This is a genomic window from Acinetobacter sp. 22301 (assembly GCF_052045285.1).
GTDB classification, from domain to species: domain Bacteria; phylum Pseudomonadota; class Gammaproteobacteria; order Pseudomonadales; family Moraxellaceae; genus Acinetobacter; species Acinetobacter pittii.
The window spans coordinates 139181-165665 of record NZ_JBQEOR010000006.1 but is presented as its reverse complement, the minus strand read 5'-3'; the positions used below and the strand labels follow the sequence as shown (position 1 = coordinate 165665).

Here is a 26485-nt window from a genome sequence, read left to right as displayed (position 1 = left end):
GTGGCTTTTTATTTGCGAGAAGACTTTATTTCTTTGCGGCCTGACCATATTGATCAGCCATCACTTCGACCAAATGTTCAGGTTTAATATACTTCTTAATTACTCTGTTAACGTCAGCAACAGTCAATTTAGTTAGCTCTTGATCATGACGAATTCGGTCTTGCAATGTTTTGTTTGTTTCAAGCTGTAGATTTAACATGCCATGAATATTACGTTCATCTTCTAAAGCCGTAACTCGTTTCTTCATGATATCTGCTTTAGCAGCTTCAAGCTCTTGCTCAGTTACCCCATTTTTAACCAAGTCATTTAACACTTTGTGTATTGAAGCAGACACTTGTGCTGAGCGACCTGAAGTATAATTTGCACTAATACTCAAAGCTCCTACATTCGTGTCACGATCAAGTTGCAGCCCACTTCCAAAACCATAGACTAGCGCATTTTTCTCACGAAGCTCTTGAGCCAAACGTGATGAAATTTGAGACTCACCTAAAATATAGTTCATTAAAATGAGAGCAGATGCATCTGGATGGTTTTTCCCAACTGGAATTGAAAGGACACTTTGGTAGCTACCAAATTCGCGCTGCTCAGATAAAACATGAACTTGCTGTGCTGGAAAATCAACGTGATCAATCAAGATTTTTTGATATGGCTGCTTACCGTTCCAACGACCAAATTCATGATTCAGTAATTTCTGCATCTTTTTCGCATCAAATTCGCCTGTAATGGCAATTTGAGCATGGTTCATTGCAAAGAAACGCTCATATAACTCTTTCACTTGCTCTTGAGTTGTGTTTTTCAACTGCTGTTTTGCCAGTTCAGGTTCGAAGTGATAACGCAAATCACCTGGTTGATATTCTTCAAGTAACCGTGAAAGTGTTAAACCCGCCACCACATCTGGCTCGGTATAAGGACGATCTAGGCTTGATAAGCTTTGCGATTTAATTAAATCAAATTGAGATTGTTCAAATTTCGGATTTTTCATCACATCAAGAACAAACTTGAAAAACTCATCAAATTTTTCTGATTTAGACTGAATATTAATGGTCATGCCATTGCCGTCAGCACTTGCATAAGCTGCACCGCCTGCATCAATTGATTTATCGGCAATATCTTGCAAACTGTATTTATCAGAACCACGGAGCAATAAGTATGAGGTTAGATCAACTACTGTACCTTTATTAAATAAAGATTTTTCTGTTCCGAAGTCCATCGTAATCGTTGCATAAGTACGATCATCACGTGTTTCAACTGGGAATAAAGCATACTTCATTCCATTTTTTAGTTTTCCACGGATAATCTTCTTCTCATTGCTTTCAACATATTGCTTTGAAGTTTTTAAAAACTCAGCAACTTCTTGTTGATATACCTTCGGATCTTTTAAAGGCTCGACCTTTGCTTCGACCTGATCTAGAGTTTTAGGTGTCTCTTTTGAATTTTGCTGTTGCGCTTTTTTCTGGTCTTCAGGTGTTGGCAAAATATCGTCATCAATACGATGATCAGCCACAAGGAACTGTTTTAAAGTTTGATTCACATCATCTAGCTTAACTTTTTCTACAGAATCTAAATCTTTAAAATATTGATCCCATTGCCCGCCAGCGACGGTGTAATCACTTAACCGTGACCCTAGTGCTACCGCATCTTTCGTGATTAGATCACCTTGAGTTTTCATTAAACTTTTAACACGATTTAATTCAACTTCAGTAAAAGGCTTCCCTTTTTCAATGCCTGCTAACAAAGAGCTTTCAACTTTTTTAGGGTCATTACTTGGTGAATAAATAGCACCTAAAAACACCACGTTAAAATCTTGATCTAACCAAGTACTCGCTTCAACATTTGTGGTAATACCTGTTTCCACCATGTTCTGGTATAGGTGACCACTTGGTTGCATGGTGTATAACAAAGGAGCTAAAGCGAGTGTCGGCTGAATTTTGGTATTTTTACCATTCATATAGATATGGAATTTAGCCAGATCACTGCCCTTTTTCACCATGAATTGACGATTTTTTATTTTTGTAGAGTCAAGCACAGGAATCTGTACAGTCTTCGGAACTTCTCTTGCCGCAATTGGACTAAAATATTGATCAATTGTTTTTAAGACATCTGTCTTATCAAATTTACCTGAAATCACCATAACAGCATTATTGGGTGCATACCAGCTACGATAGAACTGGTTCAATTCAGGCATCTTAATAGATTTAAGCTCAGGCAAATCGCCAATCGGTAAACGTCCTAAATATTGATTACCGTAAGCTGACTTCCACATTTGATCCATCAGCACAGCAAATGGCTGATCCATGCGAACTTCGCGTTCACGCTTTACGATTTCAATCTCGGAAGGAACAAACTTTTCTTGAAGAACTAATTTATCCATACGCTCAGATTCAAGATACAGTACCTGATCAAGCGCAGTTTTTTCTGGACGAACGATATTAGTATATTTTGTTGAATAATAATCGGTACTGGCGTTTGTCATCAATGTATATTGATCTAAACGACGCTGGAATTCTTCCCCTTTAACATTTTGTGTCCCCTTAAAAGCCAAATGCTCAAGCAAATGAGCTAAGCCGCTTTTACCTTGCGGGTCATTTAATGAGCCTGTTAAATAAATGGTATTAATAAAGATTTTATTTTCTTTGTCATTCGGTGCAAGCACAATCCGAAAACCATTATCTAATTTATATTCCTCAATATTTTGCTTACTTTTTACTAGTGTAGTTTGTGCCCAAGACGCAGCACTTAAACCAAGAATACATAGGGAGAGTGTCAGTTGTTTAAACTGCATAAACATATAAATACCAATTAATTTGAATAATAAAAAATCAATAGTTGTGGGACTATAGTAGGAAATTTGAACTAACTTTCATAGTAAAGTTTTGAAAAAAAAGCCGTTTATTTAAACGGCCTTATATTTTAAGGAAAAATTTCAGCTTGCATATAAAGCTTCCCATACCCTGAAACTTCAATACGTTCCTGATTCAGAACATTGCAATATAAAACGCCTCCACGGCTAGAAGCCTGATAAGCAATAATATTATTTTTAGCGAGTTTCTCTGCCCATAATGGTGCTATTGCCGTATGAATTGAACCCGTAACTGGATCTTCTTCAATGCCCGCGACAGGTGCAAAATAACGCGATACACAATCATATTGTTGATCGGCTTTTGAGGTGATGGCAACATCCATCCCTGCAGTAGTAATCGCAGTTCTCTTACCTAGAGCTTTGAGCAAATTCATGTCAGGCTGCTCATCTAATACGTCCTGCACTGATTCATACTCAACAATGTAGGCTTGAACATTTTGATAAACTGCTTTAAAAGGTTTTGTTAAAGCTTGACGTAAAATAGCTGGATAATCTTCAACTTGATGAGCTTTGCGAATTGGAAAATCCATTCTGATTTTACCGTCTTCATCTTGGTGAACTACAAAAAGACCTAAGTTTCGAACATGGAAATTAATGGTCTTTTTCTCGGTAAAATCTTTAAATAATACGAAAGCGCTGGCAAGTGTGGCATGCCCACAGAAATCAACTTCGATCGTTGGAGTGAACCAACGGATTTCATAGTTTTCAGAGTCTATAATTTTTACAAAAGCAGTTTCAGATAAGTTGTTTTCAAGTGCTATCTTCTGCATTAAATCTACATCTAACCACTCTTTTTCAACAACGACAGCGGCTGGATTTCCACGAAATAACTCTTTTGTAAAAGCATCGACTTGATACATTTTCATGATAGTGCTCTCTTTTGTAATAGGCTCATTTTCGAAAATTATTTAAAAGAAAAACAGATACAGTTTTTTTAAAATTAACATCACAGTAATAATTTATGCATATAAAAAAACGGCTCATCCAGAATAGAGAGCCGTTTTTTTACTGATCTTTAATGATGTTGAGTTAATTCAATTTCATCTTCACTGTTTAATATTTCTTTATCAGTCTGACCCATGAATTGACTCGTCACTACACCCGCAGTCATTGAACCATTTACGTTTAATGCAGTACGTCCCATATCAATGAGTGGTTCAATTGAAATAAGAAGTGCAACCAAAGTTACAGGTAAACCCATTGCAGGAAGCACAATCAACGCAGCAAAAGTCGCACCACCACCTACTCCGGCAACCCCAATTGAACTTAAAGTCACAATACCAACTAACGATGCAATCCACATTGGATCTAAGGTGTTAATACCCATAGTTGGCGCAACCATCACCGCGAGCATTGCTGGATATAAACCTGCACAACCATTTTGACCAATAGTCGCCCCAAAAGAAGCAGAGAAACTTGCAATTGATTCAGGCACACCTAAACGACGAGTTTGTGTTTCAATGCTCAGTGGAATACTTGCTGCACTTGAACGGCTAGTGAATGCAAACGTTAAAACTGGAGCAACTTTCTTAAAGAATTTAAGAGGAGAAACACCCGTCATAGTCAAAATAATGGCATGTACGACAAACATAATCGCCAAGCCTAAATAAGATGCAACCAAGAACCCGCCTAGATTTAAGATATCTGCGACGTTTGAACTTGCCACGACTTTGGTCATGAGGGCAAAAACACCATACGGCGTAAGTGTCATCACTAAGCGCACAAGCTTCATTACCCATGACTGCAACGTCTGAATTGCAGTCAGAATACGTTGACCTTTTTCAGCATCATCCTTCATTAGGTTAAGCGCTGCTATACCTAAAAAGACGGCGAAAATAACTACACTAATAATTGATGTTGGGTTTGCACCAGTCAATTCAGCAAATGGGTTACTTGGAATAAAGGAAAGAATAAACTGCGGTACACTTAAATCGGTAACTTTACCTACATAGTCCGTATTAATGGCAGTTAAGCGTGCAGTTTCAGCAGCACCTTGCACCAAACCTTCTGCCGTTAAGCCAAACAGGTTGGTAACAAATACCCCTACCAGTGCAGCAATCAGTGTTGTAAAGAGTAAAGTACCAATCGTATAAAAACTGATTTTGCCTAAAGATGAGGCTTGGTGTAATTTTGCAACCGCTCCCAAAATAGACACAAATACCAAAGGCATCACGACCATTTGTAAAAGTTTTACATAGCCGTTTCCAACGATATTAAACCAGCTAATAGATTCAGCAAGAATCGGATGGCCACCGCCATAAATCAAATGTAGTCCTAAACCAAACACCACACCTAGAACTAAGCCAGCCAGAACTTTTTTAGATAAGCTCCAGTCCGTTTTACGTGTTTGGGCGAGTAAAAATATTAACCCGACAAAAACCACAATATTGATGATTAAGGGTATATTCATTCCCAAACTCCAAATTATTGCTTGTGTCATCTTTCAAGGGGGCATATTTGACCATAGCCAGCCTATATAAACTACCCTTTTCAACAATTTTATAGCATCAAGATGATTACAAACCTCTGTGAGAATATAAAATGACTTTTTCATACATATATATCACTTTTAATTTATAAATTAAGTTGGATATTTACGTATGAAAATCAATCACAACCTAAGCAACCTTTAATTCAAATTGTTGCTCAATAAAATGAATAAACTGCTTTAAATTGGTTCCCCATGTTTCAGGCGACTGGGCAACCAAGTAGGTAGTAAAATGAGCGGATTCAGTATTAAGCTCAAAACAACTTAATGACACTTTCTCGACTACTTTGTTTAGATATGACTTTGGCAATAAAGCAAAACCAACACCTAATTCCACACAGCTTACAATCCCGTCCAGACTGCCCATTTCCATGATTTGTGAAGGCGGGACACTGTGATCATTTAAAAATAACTCGATTGCATGACGATAAGAACACCCCTGCCGAAACGCAATAAATCGGGTCTTTGCAAGCTTGGCAATGTCTGGAAAGTGAGTTTGCTGTTTCGGACAAACCAAAACCAATTGTTCTTGCCAAACAGGTAAACTATACAACTCTGGAATTAAATATTTAGAAGCAACAAAAGCACAATCGACCTCTCCTTGCTGCACAGCGCTTAACAAATATCGTGTCGGGTGAGTTTGCAGCTCAATCGGCAAATTCGGATATTGCTGCATACATTGATTGAGTAATTGAGGTAGACGTATTGCTGCTGTCGTTTCCATACTGCCCAAACGAATGGTTTCGTTCGGGTCAATATCACCCTCTTGAAAGATTTTTTTCGCTTTATTATGTAGAGCAATCATTTGAACAGCATAACTATGCAGCTGTTGTCCAGCATTCGTTAAAGTCACAGGGTTATTACGATTGAATAAAATAACCCCTAACTCTTCTTCAAGTTTTTTCACATGGCTCGTGATATTCGATTGCACGGTATACATTTTTTGTGCAGCTAAGGAAAAACTTCCACTCTCTGCAACAGCTAAAAAAAACTCTAGGGACTTAAGTAACATTTCACTATCTCAAAACAAGATAATCACCATCATATTAAATCATTTTTAAAGATTTAAAAACTCGCTTTTAATAATAAAAAAAATGAGCGTCCTCTCATGTCTACGTTTTATCGAATGAGCTTAATTGTCTTTTTGGCAACTTGTTTGGGAATTGGTGTTTTTAGATTTTCCTATACTGCGCTTATGCCCATCATGATCGAGCAATACCACTGGACTCACGATTTTGCCAGTTACTTAGGCAGCGCAAATTTATTGGGATATCTCATTGGCGCCTTATTAGCGCTCTTAAGTATTAAAGAAAAGTTCATCCCCTCCCTCATCGTACTTTCGGCTATAGCGGGTAGCCTTAGCCTACTATGCTGTTCATTCATGGATATGCCTCTGATGTGGTTCATTGTCTGGCGTACGATTTCAGGTATTGCTGGCGGCTTACTAATGATTTTGGCACCTAGCTTTGCGATGAAATACATTCCTACCACCCAAAGATTAAAAGTTAACTTTTTAGGATTTAGCGGGATTGGTACCGGCGTTTTATCCGCCACTATTATTATTCCTCTACTTAAAAATACGCCCGTACATTATGTTTGGAATATTTTCGCGGGTCTTTCTCTATTAGGAAGTTTAACTCTTTATCGATTATTAACTCGTAATACTGCCCAGATTATTAAACCGCAATCGACCTCTCTACAAGCCTTACAAAAATCACGTTTAGGCCTTGTCATTATTATTGCCTATATGTGTAGTGCCTTTGCATATATTCCACACTCTTTGTTTTGGATGGATTATTTATCTGGAACTCTGCATTTTCCCCTACAGCAAAGAAATCTATTTTGGGTTCTCTATGGAGTGGGAAGCTGCATTGGTGCACTTGTCGCTTATTGCTTAAGCAGACTAATCGGATATCTACAGGCCATTAAATGGTTATATACCATTTACAGCTTAGCCGTTGTTTTGCCGTTCCTTTCACATACCGCATCTTTACTGGCCTTATCTTCGCTTCTGACAGGCTTACTGACTCCCGCAACCGTATTTATTAGTTCTTATAGTCTGCTACAGATTTATGAGCACCGTTATCAAAAGCTTTGGAGCGTTGCCACCATTGGCTTTGCCAGTACTCAACTTTTGGGTGGTGTTGTCATTAGTACTTTGCATCATTTGCATTGGTCTTATGCCCATCTCTTTCTTTTGGGTGGAACCGTTCTTCTCTTTGCGGTTTGCCTTTTAATTCCCCTACGCCCTTCTTTCACCTCAACTTTCGGAGAAACCAAATCGTGAAAACTCTGCTCTTTCCTTTATTTCTAGTTACTTTCGTTCTTGTTATTCAAGCCCTAGACCAGAGTTATCAAAAGAAAACTGGCTTTATTAAAACTCCGAAACATCCCGAATTTATGCAATAAAAAAAGCCCTCAACCGAGGGCTTTTTAATAGAAGATTACTCTCCCATATGTTTGATAATTGCATCACCAAATTCAGAACAACGTAACAAGGTTGCACCCGGCATTAGGCGCTCAAAATCGTAAGTTACGGTTTTGGCAGCAATCGCCCCAGAAATTCCTTTAATGATCAAATCAGCTGCCTCTGTCCACCCCATATCACGTAGCATCATTTCCGCAGAAAGAATAATAGAACCAGGGTTTACTTTATCCTGACCTGCATATTTAGGTGCTGTGCCATGAGTTGCTTCATACACAGCAATAGCACCACCAATATTTGCACCTGGTGCAATACCAATACCTCCAACCTCTGCTGCCAAAGCATCAGAAATATAATCACCGTTTAAGTTTAGCGTGGCAATAACAGAGTAATCGGCTGGACGCATGAGAATCTGCTGTAAAAACGCGTCTGCAATGACATCTTTGATAATGATATCTTTACCAGTCCTAGGGTTTTTAATTTTAACCCATGGGCCACCATCAATTAGCTCTCCACCGAAACGATCCAGAGCCAATTCATAGCCCCATTCTTTAAAAGCGCCTTCGGTGTATTTCATAATATTACCCTTGTGAACAAGAGTCACAGAAGGCTTGTCATTTTCGATTGCGAACTGAATAGCTTTACGGACTAACCGCTGTGAACCTTCTTTCGATACAGGTTTAATTCCAATGCCACATCCTTCAGGGAAACGGATTTTTGTGACACCCATTTCTTCTTGAAGGAACTTAATGACTTTTTTGGCTTCTTCAGAATCGGCTTTCCACTCAATACCTGCATAGATATCTTCCGAATTCTCACGGAAAATCACCATATCAGTTAATTCGGGGTGTTGAACCGGTGAAGGAACGCCTTCAAACCAACGTACTGGTCGTACGCAAACATATAGATCTAATTCTTGGCGCAAAGCAACGTTGAGTGAACGAATGCCTCCACCTACTGGTGTGGTTAAAGGACCTTTGATGGATACAACAAACTCGCGGAGTGCTTCGAAAGTTTCTTCGGGCATATAGTTGCCATAAATTTTATTGGCTTTCTCGCCGCAATACACTTCCATCCATTCGATTGAGCGTTTGCCACCGTAAGCTTTTAAAATAGCAGCATCTACGACTGCTTTCATGGTTGGTGTAATATCTACACCAATACCATCACCCTCAATGAAAGGAATAATTGGATGATTTGGTACGTTCAGTGACAGGTCTGCATTTACTTTGATTTTGTCGCCGTCGGCAGGAACCACGATCTTCTGATAACCCATTGTGTAGATTCTCCCTTTTATAATACTTAATTAACTAAAAATAATTATCGATAAACAATACTTTCAACTTTTATTAACGCATAATAGCTTAATCGAATTTAATTCTTTTTGAGATTTATGTGGGAAATAAGCAAATTTCGCACTTAAATATAGCTCAATGTTTTCTCTAGTTATTTGAAAGAAGAAGCCATTTTTTATGAAAATTGTGATTCTCAACAAGCCTTATGACGTTCTCTCCCAGTTTCGTAAAGACGAAGCGCACATGACCGTCTCTGACTTTGTTGATGACCCGACTTTGCGCTTGGCAGGCCGTCTCGATATGGACTCTGAGGGTTTAGTTTTTTTAACCGATCATGGTGGTCTGAATCAGTTCATTACCAACCCTGCAAATAAAAAATACAAAACGTATTTAGTTCAAGTTGATGGCGATGTAACCGAAGAAGCGCTTGAGCAACTTCGTAAAGGTGTAGAGCTAAATGATGGTATGACGCTTCCTGCCAAAGCCATTAAAGTCAGTGAACCTGAATGGTTATGGGAACGTAATCCGCCAGTACGTTACCGTGCAAATATTCCAACATCTTGGATTGAAATTTCAATTTGCGAAGGCCGTAACCGTCAAGTTCGTCGTATGACTTCTGCGGTAGGTTTTCCAACTTTACGTTTAATTCGTACTAAAATTGGCTCAATCGATTTAGTTCAACTTGGCTTAAAACCGGGCGATGTAAAAGAAATTGAACCATTACTTTACCCTGACTTTAAAGATGTGCCAGCTGAACAGCCTTATCGCTCACGTTCGTATGTGAAAAAGCCAGGCGGTACGGGTGGCAAACCAATGGTTCGCAAAAACAAAGATGGTTCTGCGAAAAAGTCTGGGACAAAACGTATTTGGCAAATGGATGAAAGCGAGAAACCACGCCGTAAAACCAATGGTACAACTCGTCCAAATACCAAAGCACCACGTGGTCGTGGCCGCAATGGTCGATAAGATTTAATCTTTTAAAAGCTCACATCAGTGGGCTTTTTTAATGTCTTTTATTTTAGGCAATAAAAAACCGGTGCATATGCACCGGCTCTTAAGCTATTTACTAACGAGTTAGTAATTAAACCTCAACTGTTGCAAGAGCTGCATTAAATGTAGCACTTGGACGCATTACAGCATTTACTTTAGTTGGGTCAATTGCGTAGTAACCACCAATGTCCGCTGGTTTACCTTGTACTTGAGCAAGTTCAGCAACAATCTTCTCTTCATTTTCAGCTAAAGCTTTAGCAAGAGGAGCAAATTTAGCTTTCAACTCAGCATCTTCGTTCTGAGCAGCAAGTGCTTCAGCCCAGTAAAGTGACAAGTAGAAGTGGCTGCCACGGTTATCGATTTCACCAGTACGACGTGATGGAGACTTGTCATTGTCAAGCAATTTACCAGTCGCTTCATCAAGTGTCTTCGCAAGTAACTTAGCACGAGCATTATTTTCTTTAATGCCCATTTCTTCTAAAGATACTGCAAGCGCAAGGAACTCACCAAGTGAATCCCAACGTAAGTGGTTTTCTTCAACAAGTTGTTGTACGTGTTTTGGCGCTGAACCACCTGCACCAGTTTCGTACATACCACCACCCGCCATTAGCGGAACGATAGACAACATTTTTGCAGAAGTACCAAGTTCCATAATTGGGAACAAGTCAGTTAAGTAGTCACGTAAGATGTTACCAGTCACAGAAATCGTGTCTAGGCCACGTACTACGCGCTCAAGTGTGTAACGCATTGCACGTACTTGAGACATGATTTGGATATCAAGACCAGTCGTATCATGATCTTTTAAGTACTTTTGTACTTTCTTGATCAATTCGTTTTCGTGTGGGCGGTACGGGTCAAGCCAGAAGATTGCAGGCATGCCTGAGTTACGTGCACGAGTTACTGCAAGTTTAACCCAGTCACGAATCGGAGCATCTTTAACCTGACACATACGCCAGATATCGCCTTCTTCCACATTTTGAGTCAATAACACTTCACCAGTGTCAAGATCGGTAATGTTTGCAATACCAGCTTCTGAAATCTCAAAAGTCTTGTCGTGAGAACCGTATTCTTCAGCTTTTTGAGCCATCAAACCAACGTTTGGTACTGTACCCATAGTCTTCGGATCGAAGTTACCATGCCACTTACAGAAGTTGATCATTTCTTGGTAAATACGGGCAAATGTTGATTCTGGCATAACAGCTTTAGCATCATACTGCTTACCATCAGCACCCCACATTTTACCACCGGCACGGATCATTGCTGGCATAGAAGCATCAACGATGATGTCGTTTGGTGAATGGAAGTTTGTGATGCCTTTTGCTGAGTCAACCATTGCAAGTGCAGGACGGTGTTCTTGACAAGCATGCAAGTCTTCAATGATTTCTTCACGCAACGAAGTTGGAAGAGTTTCGATTTTCTCGTACAACCCAGCCATACCGTTATTAACGTTAATGCCTAATTCGTCAAATAACTTACCGTGCTTTTCAAAAGCTTCTTTATAGTAAATTTTCACACAGTGACCGAAAACGATCGGGTGTGAAACTTTCATCATTGTCGCTTTTACGTGTAAAGAGAATAAAATTCCCGCTTCTTTACAATCATCAAGTTCTTTTTCATAGAAATCACAAAGTGCTTTCTTGCTCATGAACATTGAATCAATGATTTCACCTTCTTGAAGCGCAACTTTTGGCTTAAGAACAATGCTCTTACCACTATTCGTGATAAGTTCCATTTTCACATTACGTGCGCGATCAAGTGTCATTGATTTTTCACCATGGTAGAAGTCACCTTCTTCCATATGTGAAACGTGAGTTTGTGACCACTGTTTCCACTCGCTCATTGAATGAGGGTGTTTTTTCGCATAGTTTTTAACTGCTGCTGGAGCACGGCGGTCAGAGTTACCTTCACGAAGGACAGGGTTTACTGCTGAACCAAGGCACTTACCATAACGAGCTTTGATTGATTTTTCTTCTTCAGTCGTTGGATTTTCCGGATAATCAGGAATTGCGTAACCTTTTGATTGAAGCTCTTTAATACATGCAGTTAATTGCGCAACAGACGCACTAATGTTCGGTAGTTTGATAATGTTTGTATCTGGATCTTGTGTAAGACGACCTAGCTCTGCAAGGTTGTCAGATACCTTTTGCTCTTCACTTAGGTAATCAGCGAATTCTGCGAGCACACGTGCAGCTACAGAGATGTCACTTTTAATAATCTCGATGCCAGCTGGCTTGGTAAAGGTCTCAATGATCGGCAGTAGCGAATAGGTCGCCAATAATGGCGCCTCATCAGTCAGTGTGTAAATAATAGTTGACTTTTCACCAGCCATATATAGCCCCTTCCGTTTGATTGAGTGTTGAGGACCGAGCTTGTGGCCCAGTGCCTACGAACCGATATGCTTAAATAAAACCCTGAGAGTATCGGCTCTCATTGTCTTCCAGTCAACGAAATATCCAGTGATAACGACATTTCGCAGCGAAATAATACATAATTTAAATCTATTGATAATATTCCTATACCCAACTTTAAGTAATACATAATTCATCATTACTTTTTTAGGGACTGAATACGATTAAATTACATGAGATATCTTTCAGAGTTCTGACAATTATTATACTTTTCATTCAAAACAAACTCAAAGATAAAACGAATCTCATCGTTTAGTAGCACTTAAAAATAAAAAACCGATGTACAAAACATCGGTTTTTTATAAACTATTTAACTGTTATTTAAGCTTTTAACCATTTTTCAGTTTTAGCCTGATCTTCAATAATAAGTTCAACTTCAGTTAAATCAGATGTAGCACACTCAACTTCAAAAGATAGTAACTCATCGCGACGGAAAGCAAACACGGTATAAATACCGCCCTGCTTTGCATACTTCTCAACAAGTTTAGTGGTCGCTTTTAAACCATCAATTGCAATAATTACATCATTGGCAGAAATACCTGCTTTAGCTGCTGCGCTATCACGGCGAGCACTTTGCACGAGTACGCCCTCTGGCTTATCAACAAGTTTCAAACCAAGTGGCAAAGATTTGTCAGTTTTAACTCTATAACTTAAGCCAAACTCAGGGAACAGTTGATCAAGTGGCAATTCATCAGTGGTATTAATCAAATGATTAATTTGTTCAATCCAGCTATCACCCGTCAGTTCTTTACATAAATCAAAAATGGTTCTTTCGTTTACTTGCATACCATTTTGAGTGTTTTCATATAACCGACGCATTAAAGCATCAAGACTAGAACCACGTAGACGTAAACCTAAATCTAGACATAATGCAACTAACGAACCTTTATTGTAGTAACTAGTGCCCGCATTATTCGAGTTTTCATCTTGGCGATAAAATTTAATCCACGCGTCAAAACTTGACTCTGCAACTGTTTGAACAAAACGACCCGGGTTTTGCAAGTAGCGGTCAATTTGTGCTTTGAGTAAATCAAGATAAGACTTCTGAGAAATCACGCCGCTACGTAATAAAATCAGGTCATCATAATATGAAGTAAAGCCTTCAAATATCCAAAGTAAAGAAGTATAACCTTCTTGATGCAAATTATAGTTTGCAAAGTTTTCTGGACGGATAAACTTGACTAACCATGAATGAAAATATTCATGACTACATAAGCCTAAAAAGCGTTGATAATCTTTAGAAGGTTCAGTTGGTTCATTCGATTTTGGCAAATCATCACGCGGTGTAATCAAGCTTGTGCTATTGCAATGCTCTAATCCGCCATAACTATTACCTGTTGCCATGGTCATAAAGGTATAGTTTTTAAATGGTGCCGAACCGAACATATTTATTTCAGCTGCACAAATCTTTTCAATATCGGCTTTTAGGCGATCAATATTGGTATTATGCGAACCAGAAATTACAAACTCATGTCCAATGCCGTTCGTCTCAAAACTAAAGCGTGTTTGATCAGCCAATTCAAATGGACTATCAATCAGTTGATCGTAATGATCTGCTTTTAAAGTAAATCGACCTTTGACTAAGCTTTTTGAAGCTAAGCCTGTTGCTAACTGAAAATGCTTTAATTCATCCGGCAAGAAAACTTCGACTTCACAAGCGGACTGCTCCTGCCCTTCTAAAGCCAAACATACACACGCAGGATTAATATATAGACGAGTCTGGTCTACATACGCACCACGGACAGACAAATCATATGCATACACATCATATTCAATCGTCATTAATTCATGATCTGTATTAAATAAACGCCAGCGATTCTTGCTCGTTTTTTTAATGTCCAGCAGACGTCCAGCTTCATCATAAGCTTTAACGGATTCAATATGTTTTGAGAACTCTCGAATTAGATAACTACCCGGAATCCACGTTGGTAGCCAAAGTTCCTGATTCGGGTTGGCTAAAAAACGAATTGTCACGTGAACAAGGTGCTGTTTGTAATCATCGAACTCAATTTGATAATGCAACATAAATTCTTCAATTTAAAATAAGAACGGCTTCACATTAGATTATCACTTTTTTGTATCGTCTTGCGTAGATGTATTTTTTGGCAACAATTCCCACTAGCCTTCCATGAAAAAAAGGCATAGCATGCTGTGCATCTGTGTCCCGTATTTGCCAGTGAAGTTAAGGTCATCCGTGAAATTTTTTCTATCTCTTTTTACCCTCTTTAGTATTTTTTGTACTACTCTAACCAATGCTGCACTACTCAATATTGCACCTGAAAGTGTTGAAGCTGCTGCATGGACTATTGTAGATACTCAATCGGGTCAAATCATTGCTGAGCATAATAGCCATGTGCAACGTGCACCAGCATCTTTAACCAAAATGATGGTTGCCTACATTGCCCTAAAAGAGATTAAAGCTGGAAAACTGAAAAAAGAAGAAATCATTACTGCAACTCCAGTGGTTAGTGTTGTGCAGTGGGATGAATCACAAATGTATCTTAAAGCTGGTGAACAAATTTCAGTTGATCAGTTATTGGCAGGTTTAATCGTGATGTCTGCTAATGATGCAGCCGTGACTTTAGCTGAAAAAATCTCTGGTGATGTTCCGTGCTTCGTACAACGTATGAATCAGGAAGCTCAAGCTTTGGGTATGAAAGATACTCATTTTAGTAATCCTGCCGGAATTACGATGCCTGATCATTTCACTACAGCACACGACCTTAGCTTATTAAGTCAGGCGTTAATTAAACAAACTCCTGAATATTTGCATTATTCAAAAATGCCAAGCTTTAGCTATAACCAACGCTTCCATCATGCGACAAACCTTGCGCTCAAATATGATCCATATGTAGATGGCCTTAAAACGGGATATACCAAAGCAGCAGGTTATAACTTGGCACTCACAGCTTCACGTCCTTCATTCTCATCTGACTTAACTCAAAGACGTTTATTAGTCATTGTTTTAGGTACACCGAGTGCTGTAAAACGCGCTGAGATTGCAGATAAATTAATGAATCTTGCTTACGCCTATACACGTGATGAAGTGATTATTCCTGAGCAGAAATTAATTGCTGAACTACCTGTTGTAAAGTCGACTTTAAAAATGTTTAAGGTTGAAACAAAGCAACCAACAATTGTAACGACATCTTTATATGCAGACCCAGCACCAATTGACCTAAATACTTTTGATAATGCAACCCAACGCGTTCAAGTACTCGATAGTAACCAACAGCTCAAGGTGATTGCTCCACTTGAAACGACTCAAACACATGTAAACATTGAGCTCAATGAAAAACAATTAACTGCGCCATTAATGAAAGTCGTAAGTTTGGCAACAGTATCGATTTATCAAAATAATCAACTGATCCGTAGTCTTCAAATCGAAGATAACGTACATATTGAAGAAGCCAATATTTTCCAAAAAATCGCAATGTGGTTTTCTAGCCTCTTCTCTATTTTTTCATCAAGTGAACATAGTGCTGCAAAACTCTACCCTGTAGATTCGCACTAAAAACATCAAATTGTGCACAGACGCACAATAAATTTTATAAATAAAAGATGGCATAATTTAGCCATCTTTTTTTATAGAAAAATAATTAGGTGAAAAAATGACCCAAAATTTACATCATATTGTAATTGTTGGTGGTGGTGCTGGCGGCTTAGAACTGGCGACACAACTCGGTGAAACTTTTGGGAAAAATCGTAAAGCAAAGATTACATTGGTTGACCAAAACCTTACCCATATTTGGAAACCATTGCTTCACGAAATTGCTGCTGGTTCTTTAAATCCCCACGAAGAACAAACTAACTATTTTGCGCACTCAGAAAAACATCATTACGAATTTGTGCTCGGAACATTAGTTGGGGTTAATAAAGATAAAAAATTAATTGAACTAATGCCCCCTCAAGTGTCTAAGGATCAACAGAATCATTCGCAAGAGCTAAGTTATGACACACTTATTTTAGCGCTTGGTTCAGTATCAAATGACTTTAATACCACTGGAGTGCGTGAAAACTGCCATTTCCTTGATAGCAGAAAGCAAGCCGATATTTTCCAGCAAGATTTATTACATCTTTATATTGAAGCTCAGAATCAACCCAATCAGCGAACTTTAAATATTGGAATTGTTGGTGCGGGAGCAACGGGTGTGGAGCTGGCAGCTGAGTTAATTGAAACAACTAAAAACTTTTATCGATATGGTTTAAAGAAGATTCATCCAAACCAAGTCAAAATCACATTGATTGAAGCTTCTGAACGTATTTTACCCGCTCTAAGCGATAAAACTGCTGAACACAGTGCTGGGCAACTCAAAAAAATGGGTGTTGAAATTTTAACTCAACACCGCGTTGAAAAAATTGATGAGCATTGCATCTACTTTAGCAATGGCAACCAACTCAAAAGTGATATTACCGTTTGGGCTGCAGGCGTAAAAGCACCAAAGGTATTAGAAAGTTTTACTGACTTTAAACGCGATAACATTAACCGTCTGATGGTCTATGCGACCTTGCAAACCTATTCTGATCCAAATGTATTTGCGTTTGGTGACTGTGCTCATTGCCAACTTGATGCAAGACATCCTCCACTTGGCCCCCGTGCTCAAGTTGCAAGCCAACAGGCCAGCTTTTTAGTCGATGCTATGGCTGCTCGACTAAATGGCCGATCACAGCCGATGTTTACATTTAACGACAAAGGTTCTCTCGTGTCTTTAAGTCGTCATAAAGCCGTTGGAGAATTACTTGGAGATGTAAGCGTGCAAGGCTATATTGCGAAAACAATGTATGTCTCTTTATATCGTTTACATCAAGCAACGATTCACGGATATACTCAGGCTGGACTACTCACAATGAAAGATTTACTTACAAGACGTGTACGTCCAAAAATTAAGCTGTATTAAGTTGAATTTTTTAAGTTCGTCCCTATTTATATAAAAACGCATCAGAAAAAGTGCCAAAGATTAAGATTTTGTAGTCTACAAAATTTATTTTTCACTTTATGATGTACGCTTCAATTGATTGAATGGATCAAAAACATGACTGCTATTGCAAATAACCACGTGGTTTCATTCCACTACAAATTAACAAACGCTGAGGGTGAAACACTTGATCAATCTCAAGGTGAACCACTTGCCTATTTGCACGGTGCAGGCAATATCATTCCTGGTTTAGAAAATGCATTAACAGGTAAAACTGTTGGTGAAAAATTCACTGTTAACGTTCCAGCTGCTGAAGGTTATGGCGAATACAACCCAGACCTAGTACAAGAAGTTCCAGCTCAAATGTTCCAAGGTGTTGAGAACATTCAACCTGGTATGCAATTCCAAGCTCAAACAGATGACGGCGTACAGATCGTTACTGTTAAAGCGGTTGAAGGCGACAACGTTGTTGTTGATGCTAACTTCCCACTTGCTGGTCAAGATTTAACTTTTGAAGTTGAAATCGTAGAAATCCGTGATGCTTCTCAAGAAGAATTAGATCACGGTCACGTACACGGTGCTGGTGGTCATCACCACTAATTCATCTTTAAAGATGATAAGGGCAAAGCTTCGGCTTTGCTTTTTTTATGTATTTATTTTTATATAATATTTTGATAATAATTCTTTAACTCACCTCACTCTATAAGGGCCAATTTTCATGTCAAACGTAAATCAGCTAATTTGGTTTCGTCAAGATTTGAGAGTTCGAGACCATGCTGCTTTATGGCATGCCTCTCAACAAGGGCCTTGTATTGGGTTAATTATTTTATCGCCTGAACAATGGAAAATGCATCACGATGCGCCTATAAAAATTAATTTCTATTTACGTCAACTTCAACAACTCAAAAAAGAACTAGAACAACTTAATATTCCCCTTATTATCCAAGTCATTCCTTACTGGAAAGATATCGCTGATTATATGGGTGAACTTAGCACTCAACTTAATATTGAAAATGTCTATTCAAATATAGAGTTCGGCGTTAATGAATTAAAAAGAGATAAAACTGTACAAGATTTTTTAAATCAACAAGGTAAAGAGCTCTTTTTATTCCATGACCGTACGATTTTTCCTTTATGCTCTATTCGCAATCAGTCACAGCAGCCCTATCAGGTTTTCGGTGCATTCAAAAAAGCATGTTATTCAAAATTGGATATCAGTGGTTTACCTCAATGCTATCCAATTCCTGAAAAGCAAAGTAGCTATCCAGCGTCTTTTTCAAAAATAAACAGCTTAACTCTAGAAGATATTGAAGCTTTTTTTGATCCTTCTGTTTCTAAAGAGCAACAAGACTTATGGCCAGCTGGAGAAAATTTTGCTCTAGAGCAGCTCGACATATTTATTAAAGATCATTTATCTGGTTATAAATTAGAACGTGACTTTCCAAATATAAAAGGAACTAGCCAACTTTCTCCCTACTTAAACATTGGGATTTTGTCTATCCGCCAGTGCCTGCAAGCTCTTTTTAGGGCTGAACATGGCAACTTTCATTTGACAAATGAAGGCCAGCAGACTTGGTTAGATGAACTCATTTGGCGAGAATTTTATCAACATATTTTATTTGATTTCCCCCATGTTTCTAAACATATTCCGTTTAAAAAAGACACTCAGAAAATTAAGTGGAATCACAACCCAGAGCACCTAATTGCATGGCAAACGGGCCAGACAGGTATACCGATTATTGATGCTGGAATGCGTCAACTTTTAAAAACGGGATGGATGCATAATCGTGTTCGCATGATTACCGCTATGTTTTTATGTAAAAACTTACTCATCGATTGGCGAGTAGGTGAACAATGGTTTATGGAGCATTTAATCGATGGGGATTTAGCAGCAAATAATGGTGGCTGGCAATGGTGTGCTTCTACCGGAACTGATGCCGTACCTTACTTTAGAATTTTTAACCCTATTGCTCAATCAAAGAAATTTGATCCAAATGGAGATTATATTCGTCAATGGGTTGAAGAATTAGCTCATCTAGACAATAAAGCCATTCATGAGCCCTACTCGACTAAAACGAATATTCAGTTAAATTATCCAAAACCAATTGTAGATTTAAAGGAAACTCGTCTTAAAGCAATTGAAACTTTCAAGAGTATTTAAATAAGAATTACGTCTTAAGTGTTTATTTTTAATTAAAAAATAATAACAGTATTTGACTATAGTGAGACTTTGTTCTACAAATAAACATAATAGATACTTAAAAAAGGCCATAAACAACAACAACTTCGCAATGTCTCACATTTAGTAATAAAAGTATAAAAAAATTAACATTACAATAAGGTAGCTATAGCTCACATGCAACAAAAGAACCCTGGAAGAACACTCGTCTTATGGATTATCGCAGCTCATCTATTTATGGGCATGGTGGCGTATGAGTGGTTGCCTGTAAGTTTTAGAGGAAGCTGGATTTTTATTCTCATTCTTTTAATTTCTGGAGCTTTTTTACAAGTTGGTGCATCCTTAATTGTGGGCTTACTCGCTTTTATCGGTGTTGCAGTATATTTTCTACTCGACTTAGGGGCTCAGACGCATATTGAACGTCAGCTTCTTTTACTTTTTATTATTCCCCTCATTCCTCTTTTTCTGAGTGCTGTTCGCCATAATATTGAAATTAACGTTCAAAAATACCGCGATATTCAAAGTTATGACCGTAATTATCGCCGTGATATTTTCCCGCTTAGCGCACTCAAGTATTTTCAACGCAGTTTCTTTAAGCTTCTTGATCATCATCACATTCAAGACTATGAAGTCTTTGAAATTAGAATTCTCAACCGAAGCTTAATTAAAGAAATGTTAGGCGACGATGTGTGGAAAACCACTCAAAATGAAATGATTAAAATTTTGAGCCAACATCATCCACAAGAAATCGTTTTCCAGTTTGCTGATGATGATCTTGAAACTATATACAGCATTGTAATTCGCAAGCAAAAAACGGATGAAGAACCTGAATTTATTAAAAAGCTAAAAGAAATTATGACTTTGCGGCTTGAAGTCGAATATAAAGTTATTCAGATTCCACCTGAAGAGGAGATTACTTAATGTCTAATCTTCTTAATATTTGTGGAATTATTATTGCATCTAGTCAGTATCCTGATGCCACTTTACAGCAGTTCTATCGGCAATATTATCATTGTGAGATTAAAACGGAACAAACAAAAACAGAAGTTCAGAGTACCGATGATCTTTCAATGTTTTTTCCATATCAGGATACATGGTGGCCTATCTTTACAATTGACCAGATCAGCTCGGATAGCTTTCAACGACTTATTCATAAAGGGTTCAAGCCTGGCATTATATTGCCGGATGAAGTTTTTAGCTTTTCTCATTATTTCTTGCTCAAAGAAGCAGTCAGCCAAGGTGCGATTCCGATTGCACTTTATAAATCAGAGCAACCTCAATATTTTGCGGCTAAAGCCACATTTTCGACTGCAATTGGGTTGCGCCCAATGGCTGCTTTTGTCTCAACGGGATGGGATGAAAATTTAATTTCACAGACCGCTGGTAGTTATATTATTCAATTTACCCCTTCGCAGCTCCCGTTACCCTCTAGAGAAATTAAGCAAAAACAGCATTTATTTTATTCGGCTAAACGTTTTAACGGTCATATTTCTGGGTATGAAATTATTATTAATCCTCCTGCTGATCTACCCACAACAAATATTCGATATCCTCAACTCGGAATATCTTGGAAATTTAATAAGATTAATTACATAAGTACGCCAGAGCATGTAAAAACTAATTTCCTTGGATACATTTTTATCGGTTTAAGTACTGTTGTAGTTCCACTCGATCTAATTCTCACGAGTACCTACCCTGACCTCCTTGGTACGTTTGGCAGCTATATTTCATGGTTCTCTCTTGTAATCGGGTTGATTTTATTAGTCTTGCTCATCTCGTCTATTATCAGGAGGGTTAAATCAAATGGCTCCCATTGATATTCTCTTCTTATTTGGATTTTTAGGGATTTGGATTCCACAAGCATTTTGGGCGTGGTTAAGTTATCAAGCTTGGAAATATTCAAAAACAGCAGAAAAAGAGTTACAAAACCTTCCAATACCAGAGAGATGGCCCGTTTTGAGTGTTTTGATTCCTGCCTATAATGAAGGTGTTGTGATTGAAGATACCTTGCATGCAATTGCTCAACAAGATTACCCAGCCGAAGCATATGAAGTTTTACTCATTAATGATGGGTCAAAGGATAACACCTTAGAAATTGCCGAAAATTTGGCAAAAATTTATCCTTGCATAAAGATTGTTAATGTTCCTAAAGGAATGGGTGGTAAAGGTAAATCTAGAACGCTTAATAATGGCCTCCCCCATGCTCGAGGTGAATTAATTGTTGTCTATGACGCAGATAGTACGCCTGAACCCGATTGTGTTCGCTTGCTAGCTCAAACCCTGCTTGCCGATAAAAAATTAGTAGCCGTTAATGGAAAAGTAAGAACACGTAATTGGCAAGATAGTATTTTGACCCGATTTATTGCCATTGAGTTCATCTTTTTCCAATGGATTTTCCAAGGCGGTCGTTGGCAACGTTTTGAGCTATCGACATTAATGGGTACTAACTATGTAATTTGGCGTGATGCTTTAGAAACCTTAGGTGGTTTTGATGAAAAGTCATTGGTCGATGATACAGAAATGAGTTTTAGGATTTTCATTGGCCAAAAACGAATTAAATGGGTGCCCTATGCGATTGGTTGGCAGCAAGATCCTCCATCTCTGAGTGTGTTTGTTAAACAGCGTTCACGTTGGACCCAAGGTAATTTTTATGTGACTCGTAAATATTTACCCGTAGCATTAAGAACGCCTTTTCCTATCGGAATTGAAATTCTTAACAACATTATGTGCTACATACTTTTTGTACCCGCTTTATTCTGGAGTCATATCACGTTAACCCTTGGCATACTTGATATTGCGGGTATTTCAGTTCCAGGCCCATTCACAACTCTATGGGGACTGTCGTTTTGCCTATATGTGGCACAAATGTGGTTTACTCTCTCTTTAGAAAGGGTCAAACCAGAACTCTACTTTTATTCAGTTCTATCTTACGTAAGTTACTCACAAATATTTCTATTTATTGTTTTTAAAGCCGCATATGACATGCTTAAAAATAAAATACAGGGCAACTCCCTTCAATGGTACAAAACGGAACGTAGCAAGGAGAAAAAATAAATGAAAAAGACTTTTGATCTTTACAAAACAGCTCAAGTGCTCCTTGCCAGCACCAGTCTTATGCTTGCCATGTCTGCTCATGCGTACATATGGAAACTCGACGATATTAGTACTTCAACTAAATATACGGTCGAGCCCCATTTTTTCTATATTGGCAAAGGTGCCCAATGGCAAAACATTCAATTTTCAAGTGATTATTCCACTGAAAGTGATACAACTTTACTCGTAAAATATGATGATAAACTCATTTATAACACTACACTGAGTGGGGACGGTCAATTCAAATTTGATATCCCAGCAAGTCAGAGTGGCTTTCATCGTTTAGATTTTATTATTCAACAGTATGCTAAACCCACTACGCTGAATCAAACCAAAGAAACATTCTGTACAGAAGATATTGATCACTTAACTTATTTAAGCAATTCCCAACTCGACTTTACGCCTATCCGTAATGTATACCGTTTAAAAGACTTACCAGATGCTTTAGCTAATCCACAAGCGAGACGGCCTACTCCGTTTGTTGGTATTTTAAAATATAACCGTAAAGAGATTATAGAAGCTTCTATGCTCGCTAGATTAGCAAGTTCATGGACTTCTATCACACCAATTGAATGGGTTGATTCAGGACAAACTAATTTAAATGATGAAACAAATTTTATTATTGAAGTGATTCGCTCAGCTACGCCACTTAAAGGGGGAGCTTTAGTACAAATTGCAAAACCAGCAGATGGAGTGGCTACTCTTTCAATTACTTATCACACACCACAAGAACTCACTGCTGCCATAAATGGACTAATCAATCCCTCATATGTAGAGCAACTTGATACAGGAAGTGCAATTTTCCCCACAACAATCTCCACTCCAACTTGGGCACAATTTAAAAAAATCGATACACTCGCCGATTTAGGCATTGAGGACTTCAGATTAAATCACGCTGAAAAAAACTTATTTCTTGATTTCCCTGCGATATGGCAACCAACCGATATCTTGCAAGGACAAATCGCACTTCGTATTCAAAGTGGTTTATTACAAGGTTCCAATATTACAGCTTGGATTGATGGTGGGCTTGCAGGAAGTATGAAAACAGCGGATCTTGCTTCAGACCCAGTAAACCGTCAGTTCAATATTTTTGCAAAAGCTATTTCTAATACGACAAATTTTAGTCTAAAGCTGGAAAATTCAGTGATAGCCAATTCCCAATGTTTACCTAACGCACATGGTTCACTTTGGATTGATACAGCCAAATCTACTGTAAAGCTACCTCATAAACTTAAAAATGGTGTAGCCGCAATTTCAATGACTTTAGCAACGACTCCGACAATTGCGATTGATGATCAATCTGGTGCATTAAATATCGCGATTGTGTTAGGTCAAACTGCGAAAAAAATGCTTTTAACCCAAGCACCAATGCCTCTCAACCTAGTCCGTTATTCACCGAGCGCGCCACAATCTGTAAATGTCCGCGTTAACAAAGATATTTATCAACAACAAGTACTAATGCATCAGGATATTATTTATGCACCTGCTGCCCAAAATGGTTTTATTGTCAGTTATAACAATAACCGCTTTGATGTGATTACCGACTCACAAGGTGGCGCACAAACGTTTATGCACCTTTGGGAAAAAATACAACATAAAATTCCAAACAACGTGACGAAAATGCTGGTTTCAGAAAATGGAAATATCTATGTTTTACAAAAACTCATTGTCGGAAATCAAAAGGCGCCTCTAGTCCAACAGTCTTCTTTCTTCTTATTAGTTGTGATTATCTCTGCAATTATGATAATAATTATCTTCTTGTGGTACTGGTTAAGACGAAATAATGAGAAAACAGATACCAATTAAAATAGCTGCTTTTATTATTTTAATTATATGTAGTGTCATCGTATATGCGGGGCTTTTCAAACATCAAGGTCAAGCCCCTCATATTGAAGGTGTTTTCTGGCAACCTGACAATAACACTACTCCTCCAGAAGGAAATTGGCACTATTTAGGTGTTGATACATTTGTTCCCCAATGGTCTGTTGTTGAATCTAAATCTTGGTGGAAAGAATCAAATTTTCCACAATGGGAAAAAGCTATTAATTTAGAAAAGATTAAACAAGAACCTTGGGCAAAAAATCTCATATTGGGCTTAGCCGGTGAATATAATGAACCTAAAGCTCGGGCTAATGTCATTGAGTTAGGCGAAAAATCTGCCCAAATTATAAAAGAGCAAAAAACAGCATTTAAAGGTTATTACTTTCCGGTAGAAGCAGATCCAACTTGGCTACGAGTCAGTGCTTTAGGTCATGTGTTATCGAAGCTTCCTTCTCCAGTCTGGGTGAGTATTTATAGTGGCGAAACTGAGCCTGAAAATTATGATTTATGGGTTAAAAGCTGGCTGCCTGACCATACGGGAGTTTTTTTCCAAGATGGTGTTGGCGTAGGCGTTCGATCACCTAAACAGGCCAAACATATTTTAGATCAGCTTGAAGATAAACTTGGAAAAGACAAAGTAATTATAGTATTAGAAGCTTTTAGAGTGAAAAAGAATGGGCAATTTAGAGCCGCATATCCTTGGGAAATTATTTCTCAGCTAAAAGCATATGAAGGTAAAACTGTTTATATTTTTGATGGTCCTCATTACATGAGCCGCTGGTGCGTTAATATTGTGAGCTTATGGTACCGCCTCACTTATGGTCATGCCAACAAAACCATAAATGAGACGAGATCCTTAAATCATGATTATGCCAATTCATAAGATTTAGCAATTTGATTGAGAATACGTTGAGCTGCTTGCCCATCGCCGAATGGGTTTTCTACATGCGCCATTTTTTCATAGTGCTGTTGGTCAGTGAGTAACTTTTCAGCTTCTTCAATAATTTTTTCTTGATTTGTCCCCACCAAAACGCCTGCCCCCACCTCAACCACTTCTGGTCGCTCGGTAGTGTCCCGCAAGATTAAAACTGGCTTATTAAATGATGGACTTTCTTCTTGTAAGCCTCCCGAATCCGTCAAAATAAAAGTAGATCGGTCTATCACTGCCAATAGACTTGGGTAGTCTAATGGTTTAACAAGATGAATTTGGGAATGGTCTTTAAACTTATCATGGACTACGTCATGGACGGCTGGGTTTAAATGTACAGGCCAAATGAAATGTAAATCAGGATGTGCTTGAGCTAAGTGCTCAACCGCATTGCAAATATTTTGAATTCCACCGCCAAAATTTTCACGACGGTGGGCAGTAATAAGTACTACTTTGTCATCTTGCTTTAATTGAATTCCATAAGGTTCAAGCCGGTTCTTCAAATCAGATTTTTCAGCAATTAATTTACGCCCTAAATACACCGCATCAACAACTGTATTGCCTGTAACCGTAATGAGCTCTGACGGAATTTGTTCATTGAGTAAATTTCTTTTTGATTGTTCAGTCGGGGCAAAATGCCATTTAGTAATACGTGAAACCAACTGACGATTTCCCTCCTCTGGAAAAGGATGATCTAAATCATAAGAACGTAAACCAGCTTCAACATGCGCAACAGGGACTTTCATTGAAAACGCGACTAAGCCAGCTGCTAAAACAGTTGTTGTATCACCTTGGATAACAATTGCATCTCGTTTTTGCCCATCAGTGTATACATTCTCGATTTGGCTCAAACCATGAATTAAGAGCTGATTTAAACTTTGTCCAGCATTCATAATTTTAAGACGGTGGTCAATTTCAACCCCAAAGAAATCTATCGCATCTCTTACTAGTTCGTCATGCTGTCCAGTAAAAATCACTTCAACTTGAAAACGAGGGTCTTGTTTTGCCAATAAAATAACAGGGGCAAGTTTGATTAATTCAGGACGGGTTCCAAATACAATAGATATAAAAACTTTATTCAC

At 38.3% G+C, this 26485-nt stretch carries 20 protein-coding genes; 12 read left to right on the top strand and 8 right to left on the bottom strand.

The features are described from left to right. Positions 1-25: 25 nt before the first annotated feature. From ACTJJH_RS11440 to ACTJJH_RS11425, 4 genes are all read right to left on the bottom strand, one after another. Positions 26-2788, bottom strand: a complete 2763-nt coding sequence (locus tag ACTJJH_RS11440; protein ID WP_440601146.1) for a M16 family metallopeptidase — start codon at positions 2786-2788, stop codon at positions 26-28. Positions 2789-2910: 122 nt separating this feature from the next. Beyond that, positions 2911-3726: a PhzF family phenazine biosynthesis protein gene (locus ACTJJH_RS11435; RefSeq protein ID WP_320124325.1), complete on the bottom strand. Its 816-nt coding sequence runs from the start codon at positions 3724-3726 to the stop codon at positions 2911-2913. 149 nt (positions 3727-3875) lie between these two features. Beyond that, positions 3876-5270, bottom strand: coding sequence for an L-cystine transporter (locus ACTJJH_RS11430; protein WP_320124324.1), 1395 nt, complete (start codon positions 5268-5270; stop codon positions 3876-3878). Positions 5271-5478: 208 nt separating this feature from the next. After that, on the bottom strand, positions 5479-6360 hold the full coding sequence (locus ACTJJH_RS11425; RefSeq protein ID WP_068930158.1) for a LysR family transcriptional regulator: 882 nt from the start codon (positions 6358-6360) through the stop codon (positions 5479-5481). Between the two features lie 96 nt (positions 6361-6456). Here ACTJJH_RS11425 and ACTJJH_RS11420 point away from each other — a divergent pair, with 96 nt between their 5' ends. Then, positions 6457-7635, top strand: coding sequence for a YbfB/YjiJ family MFS transporter (locus ACTJJH_RS11420; RefSeq protein WP_440601145.1), 1179 nt, complete (start codon positions 6457-6459; stop codon positions 7633-7635). Beyond that, a complete protein-coding gene (locus ACTJJH_RS11415) occupies positions 7632-7757 on the top strand; it encodes a hypothetical protein (RefSeq protein ID WP_014207334.1) in 126 nt (41 codons plus the stop codon). The genes ACTJJH_RS11420 and ACTJJH_RS11415 overlap by 4 nt, the downstream gene beginning before the upstream one ends. 35 nt (positions 7758-7792) lie before the next feature. On the opposite strand, the gene icd is transcribed toward ACTJJH_RS11415, so the two are convergent. Then, positions 7793-9049: an NADP-dependent isocitrate dehydrogenase gene (icd, locus tag ACTJJH_RS11410; protein WP_002118856.1), complete on the bottom strand. Its 1257-nt coding sequence runs from the start codon at positions 9047-9049 to the stop codon at positions 7793-7795. Positions 9050-9245: 196 nt separating this feature from the next. Between icd and ACTJJH_RS11405 the strand changes: the two genes are divergently transcribed. Further along, a complete protein-coding gene (locus ACTJJH_RS11405) occupies positions 9246-10034 on the top strand; it encodes an rRNA large subunit pseudouridine synthase E (protein WP_032063312.1) in 789 nt (262 codons plus the stop codon). A gap of 115 nt (positions 10035-10149) precedes the next feature. On the opposite strand, the gene ACTJJH_RS11400 is transcribed toward ACTJJH_RS11405, so the two are convergent. Further along, positions 10150-12387: an NADP-dependent isocitrate dehydrogenase gene (locus ACTJJH_RS11400; RefSeq protein WP_064785813.1), complete on the bottom strand. Its 2238-nt coding sequence runs from the start codon at positions 12385-12387 to the stop codon at positions 10150-10152. 400 nt (positions 12388-12787) lie between these two features. Then, positions 12788-14491: a M61 family metallopeptidase gene (locus tag ACTJJH_RS11395; protein WP_440601144.1), complete on the bottom strand. Its 1704-nt coding sequence runs from the start codon at positions 14489-14491 to the stop codon at positions 12788-12790. A gap of 169 nt (positions 14492-14660) precedes the next feature. Here ACTJJH_RS11395 and ACTJJH_RS11390 point away from each other — a divergent pair, with 169 nt between their 5' ends. From ACTJJH_RS11390 to ACTJJH_RS11350, 9 genes are all read left to right on the top strand, one after another. Then, positions 14661-15980 (top strand): D-alanyl-D-alanine carboxypeptidase PBP6B, encoded by a 1320-nt coding sequence (locus ACTJJH_RS11390; RefSeq protein WP_440601143.1) that lies wholly within the window; start codon positions 14661-14663, stop codon positions 15978-15980. 97 nt (positions 15981-16077) lie between these two features. Further along, positions 16078-17364, top strand: a complete 1287-nt coding sequence (locus ACTJJH_RS11385; RefSeq protein WP_005067905.1) for an NAD(P)/FAD-dependent oxidoreductase — start codon at positions 16078-16080, stop codon at positions 17362-17364. A gap of 135 nt (positions 17365-17499) precedes the next feature. Beyond that, positions 17500-17982 (top strand): FKBP-type peptidyl-prolyl cis-trans isomerase, encoded by a 483-nt coding sequence (locus ACTJJH_RS11380; protein ID WP_002118581.1) that lies wholly within the window; start codon positions 17500-17502, stop codon positions 17980-17982. Positions 17983-18100: 118 nt separating this feature from the next. Continuing rightward, entirely contained in the window at positions 18101-19543 is a 1443-nt protein-coding gene (locus ACTJJH_RS11375) for a cryptochrome/photolyase family protein (protein WP_440601142.1), read from the top strand. Positions 19544-19738: 195 nt separating this feature from the next. Continuing rightward, positions 19739-20482, top strand: coding sequence for a hypothetical protein (locus ACTJJH_RS11370; RefSeq protein ID WP_002118735.1), 744 nt, complete (start codon positions 19739-19741; stop codon positions 20480-20482). Then, entirely contained in the window at positions 20482-21378 is an 897-nt protein-coding gene (locus ACTJJH_RS11365) for a hypothetical protein (RefSeq protein WP_440601141.1), read from the top strand. The genes ACTJJH_RS11370 and ACTJJH_RS11365 overlap by 1 nt, the downstream gene beginning before the upstream one ends. Continuing rightward, entirely contained in the window at positions 21365-22615 is a 1251-nt protein-coding gene (locus tag ACTJJH_RS11360) for a glycosyltransferase family 2 protein (protein ID WP_060464831.1), read from the top strand. Before ACTJJH_RS11365 ends, ACTJJH_RS11360 begins: the two co-directional genes overlap by 14 nt. Next, positions 22616-24460 carry a hypothetical protein gene (locus ACTJJH_RS11355; protein ID WP_440601140.1) on the top strand — a complete coding sequence of 615 codons (1845 nt, stop codon included), beginning with the start codon at positions 22616-22618 and terminating at the stop codon, positions 24458-24460. After that, a complete protein-coding gene (locus ACTJJH_RS11350) occupies positions 24438-25358 on the top strand; it encodes a hypothetical protein (protein ID WP_017386261.1) in 921 nt (306 codons plus the stop codon). The genes ACTJJH_RS11355 and ACTJJH_RS11350 overlap by 23 nt, the downstream gene beginning before the upstream one ends. Here ACTJJH_RS11350 and wecB read toward each other — a convergent pair. After that, on the bottom strand, positions 25343-26485 hold the full coding sequence (wecB, locus tag ACTJJH_RS11345; RefSeq protein ID WP_032006957.1) for a non-hydrolyzing UDP-N-acetylglucosamine 2-epimerase: 1143 nt from the start codon (positions 26483-26485) through the stop codon (positions 25343-25345). The genes ACTJJH_RS11350 and wecB overlap by 16 nt on opposite strands.

Bases quoted from the DNA above. Each gene is read 5' to 3' on its own strand.
- ACTJJH_RS11440 (WP_440601146.1), bottom strand. From the start codon at position 2,788: ATGTTTATGCAGTTTAAACAACTGACACTCTCCCTATGTATTCTTGGT.
- ACTJJH_RS11360 (WP_060464831.1), top strand. From the start codon at position 21,365: ATGGCTCCCATTGATATTCTCTTCTTATTTGGATTTTTAGGGATTTGG.
- ACTJJH_RS11400 (WP_064785813.1), bottom strand. From the start codon at position 12,387: ATGGCTGGTGAAAAGTCAACTATTATTTACACACTGACTGATGAGGCG.
- ACTJJH_RS11430 (WP_320124324.1), bottom strand. From the start codon at position 5,270: ATGAATATACCCTTAATCATCAATATTGTGGTTTTTGTCGGGTTAATA.
- ACTJJH_RS11420 (WP_440601145.1), top strand. From the start codon at position 6,457: ATGTCTACGTTTTATCGAATGAGCTTAATTGTCTTTTTGGCAACTTGT.
- ACTJJH_RS11425 (WP_068930158.1), bottom strand. From the start codon at position 6,360: ATGTTACTTAAGTCCCTAGAGTTTTTTTTAGCTGTTGCAGAGAGTGGA.
- ACTJJH_RS11375 (WP_440601142.1), top strand. From the start codon at position 18,101: ATGTCAAACGTAAATCAGCTAATTTGGTTTCGTCAAGATTTGAGAGTT.
- ACTJJH_RS11435 (WP_320124325.1), bottom strand. From the start codon at position 3,726: ATGAAAATGTATCAAGTCGATGCTTTTACAAAAGAGTTATTTCGTGGA.
- ACTJJH_RS11405 (WP_032063312.1), top strand. From the start codon at position 9,246: ATGAAAATTGTGATTCTCAACAAGCCTTATGACGTTCTCTCCCAGTTT.
- ACTJJH_RS11350 (WP_017386261.1), top strand. From the start codon at position 24,438: ATGAGAAAACAGATACCAATTAAAATAGCTGCTTTTATTATTTTAATT.
- ACTJJH_RS11395 (WP_440601144.1), bottom strand. From the start codon at position 14,491: ATGTTGCATTATCAAATTGAGTTCGATGATTACAAACAGCACCTTGTT.
- ACTJJH_RS11385 (WP_005067905.1), top strand. From the start codon at position 16,078: ATGACCCAAAATTTACATCATATTGTAATTGTTGGTGGTGGTGCTGGC.
- ACTJJH_RS11355 (WP_440601140.1), top strand. From the start codon at position 22,616: ATGAAAAAGACTTTTGATCTTTACAAAACAGCTCAAGTGCTCCTTGCC.
- ACTJJH_RS11365 (WP_440601141.1), top strand. From the start codon at position 20,482: ATGTCTAATCTTCTTAATATTTGTGGAATTATTATTGCATCTAGTCAG.
- ACTJJH_RS11370 (WP_002118735.1), top strand. From the start codon at position 19,739: ATGCAACAAAAGAACCCTGGAAGAACACTCGTCTTATGGATTATCGCA.
- icd (WP_002118856.1), bottom strand. From the start codon at position 9,049: ATGGGTTATCAGAAGATCGTGGTTCCTGCCGACGGCGACAAAATCAAA.
- ACTJJH_RS11380 (WP_002118581.1), top strand. From the start codon at position 17,500: ATGACTGCTATTGCAAATAACCACGTGGTTTCATTCCACTACAAATTA.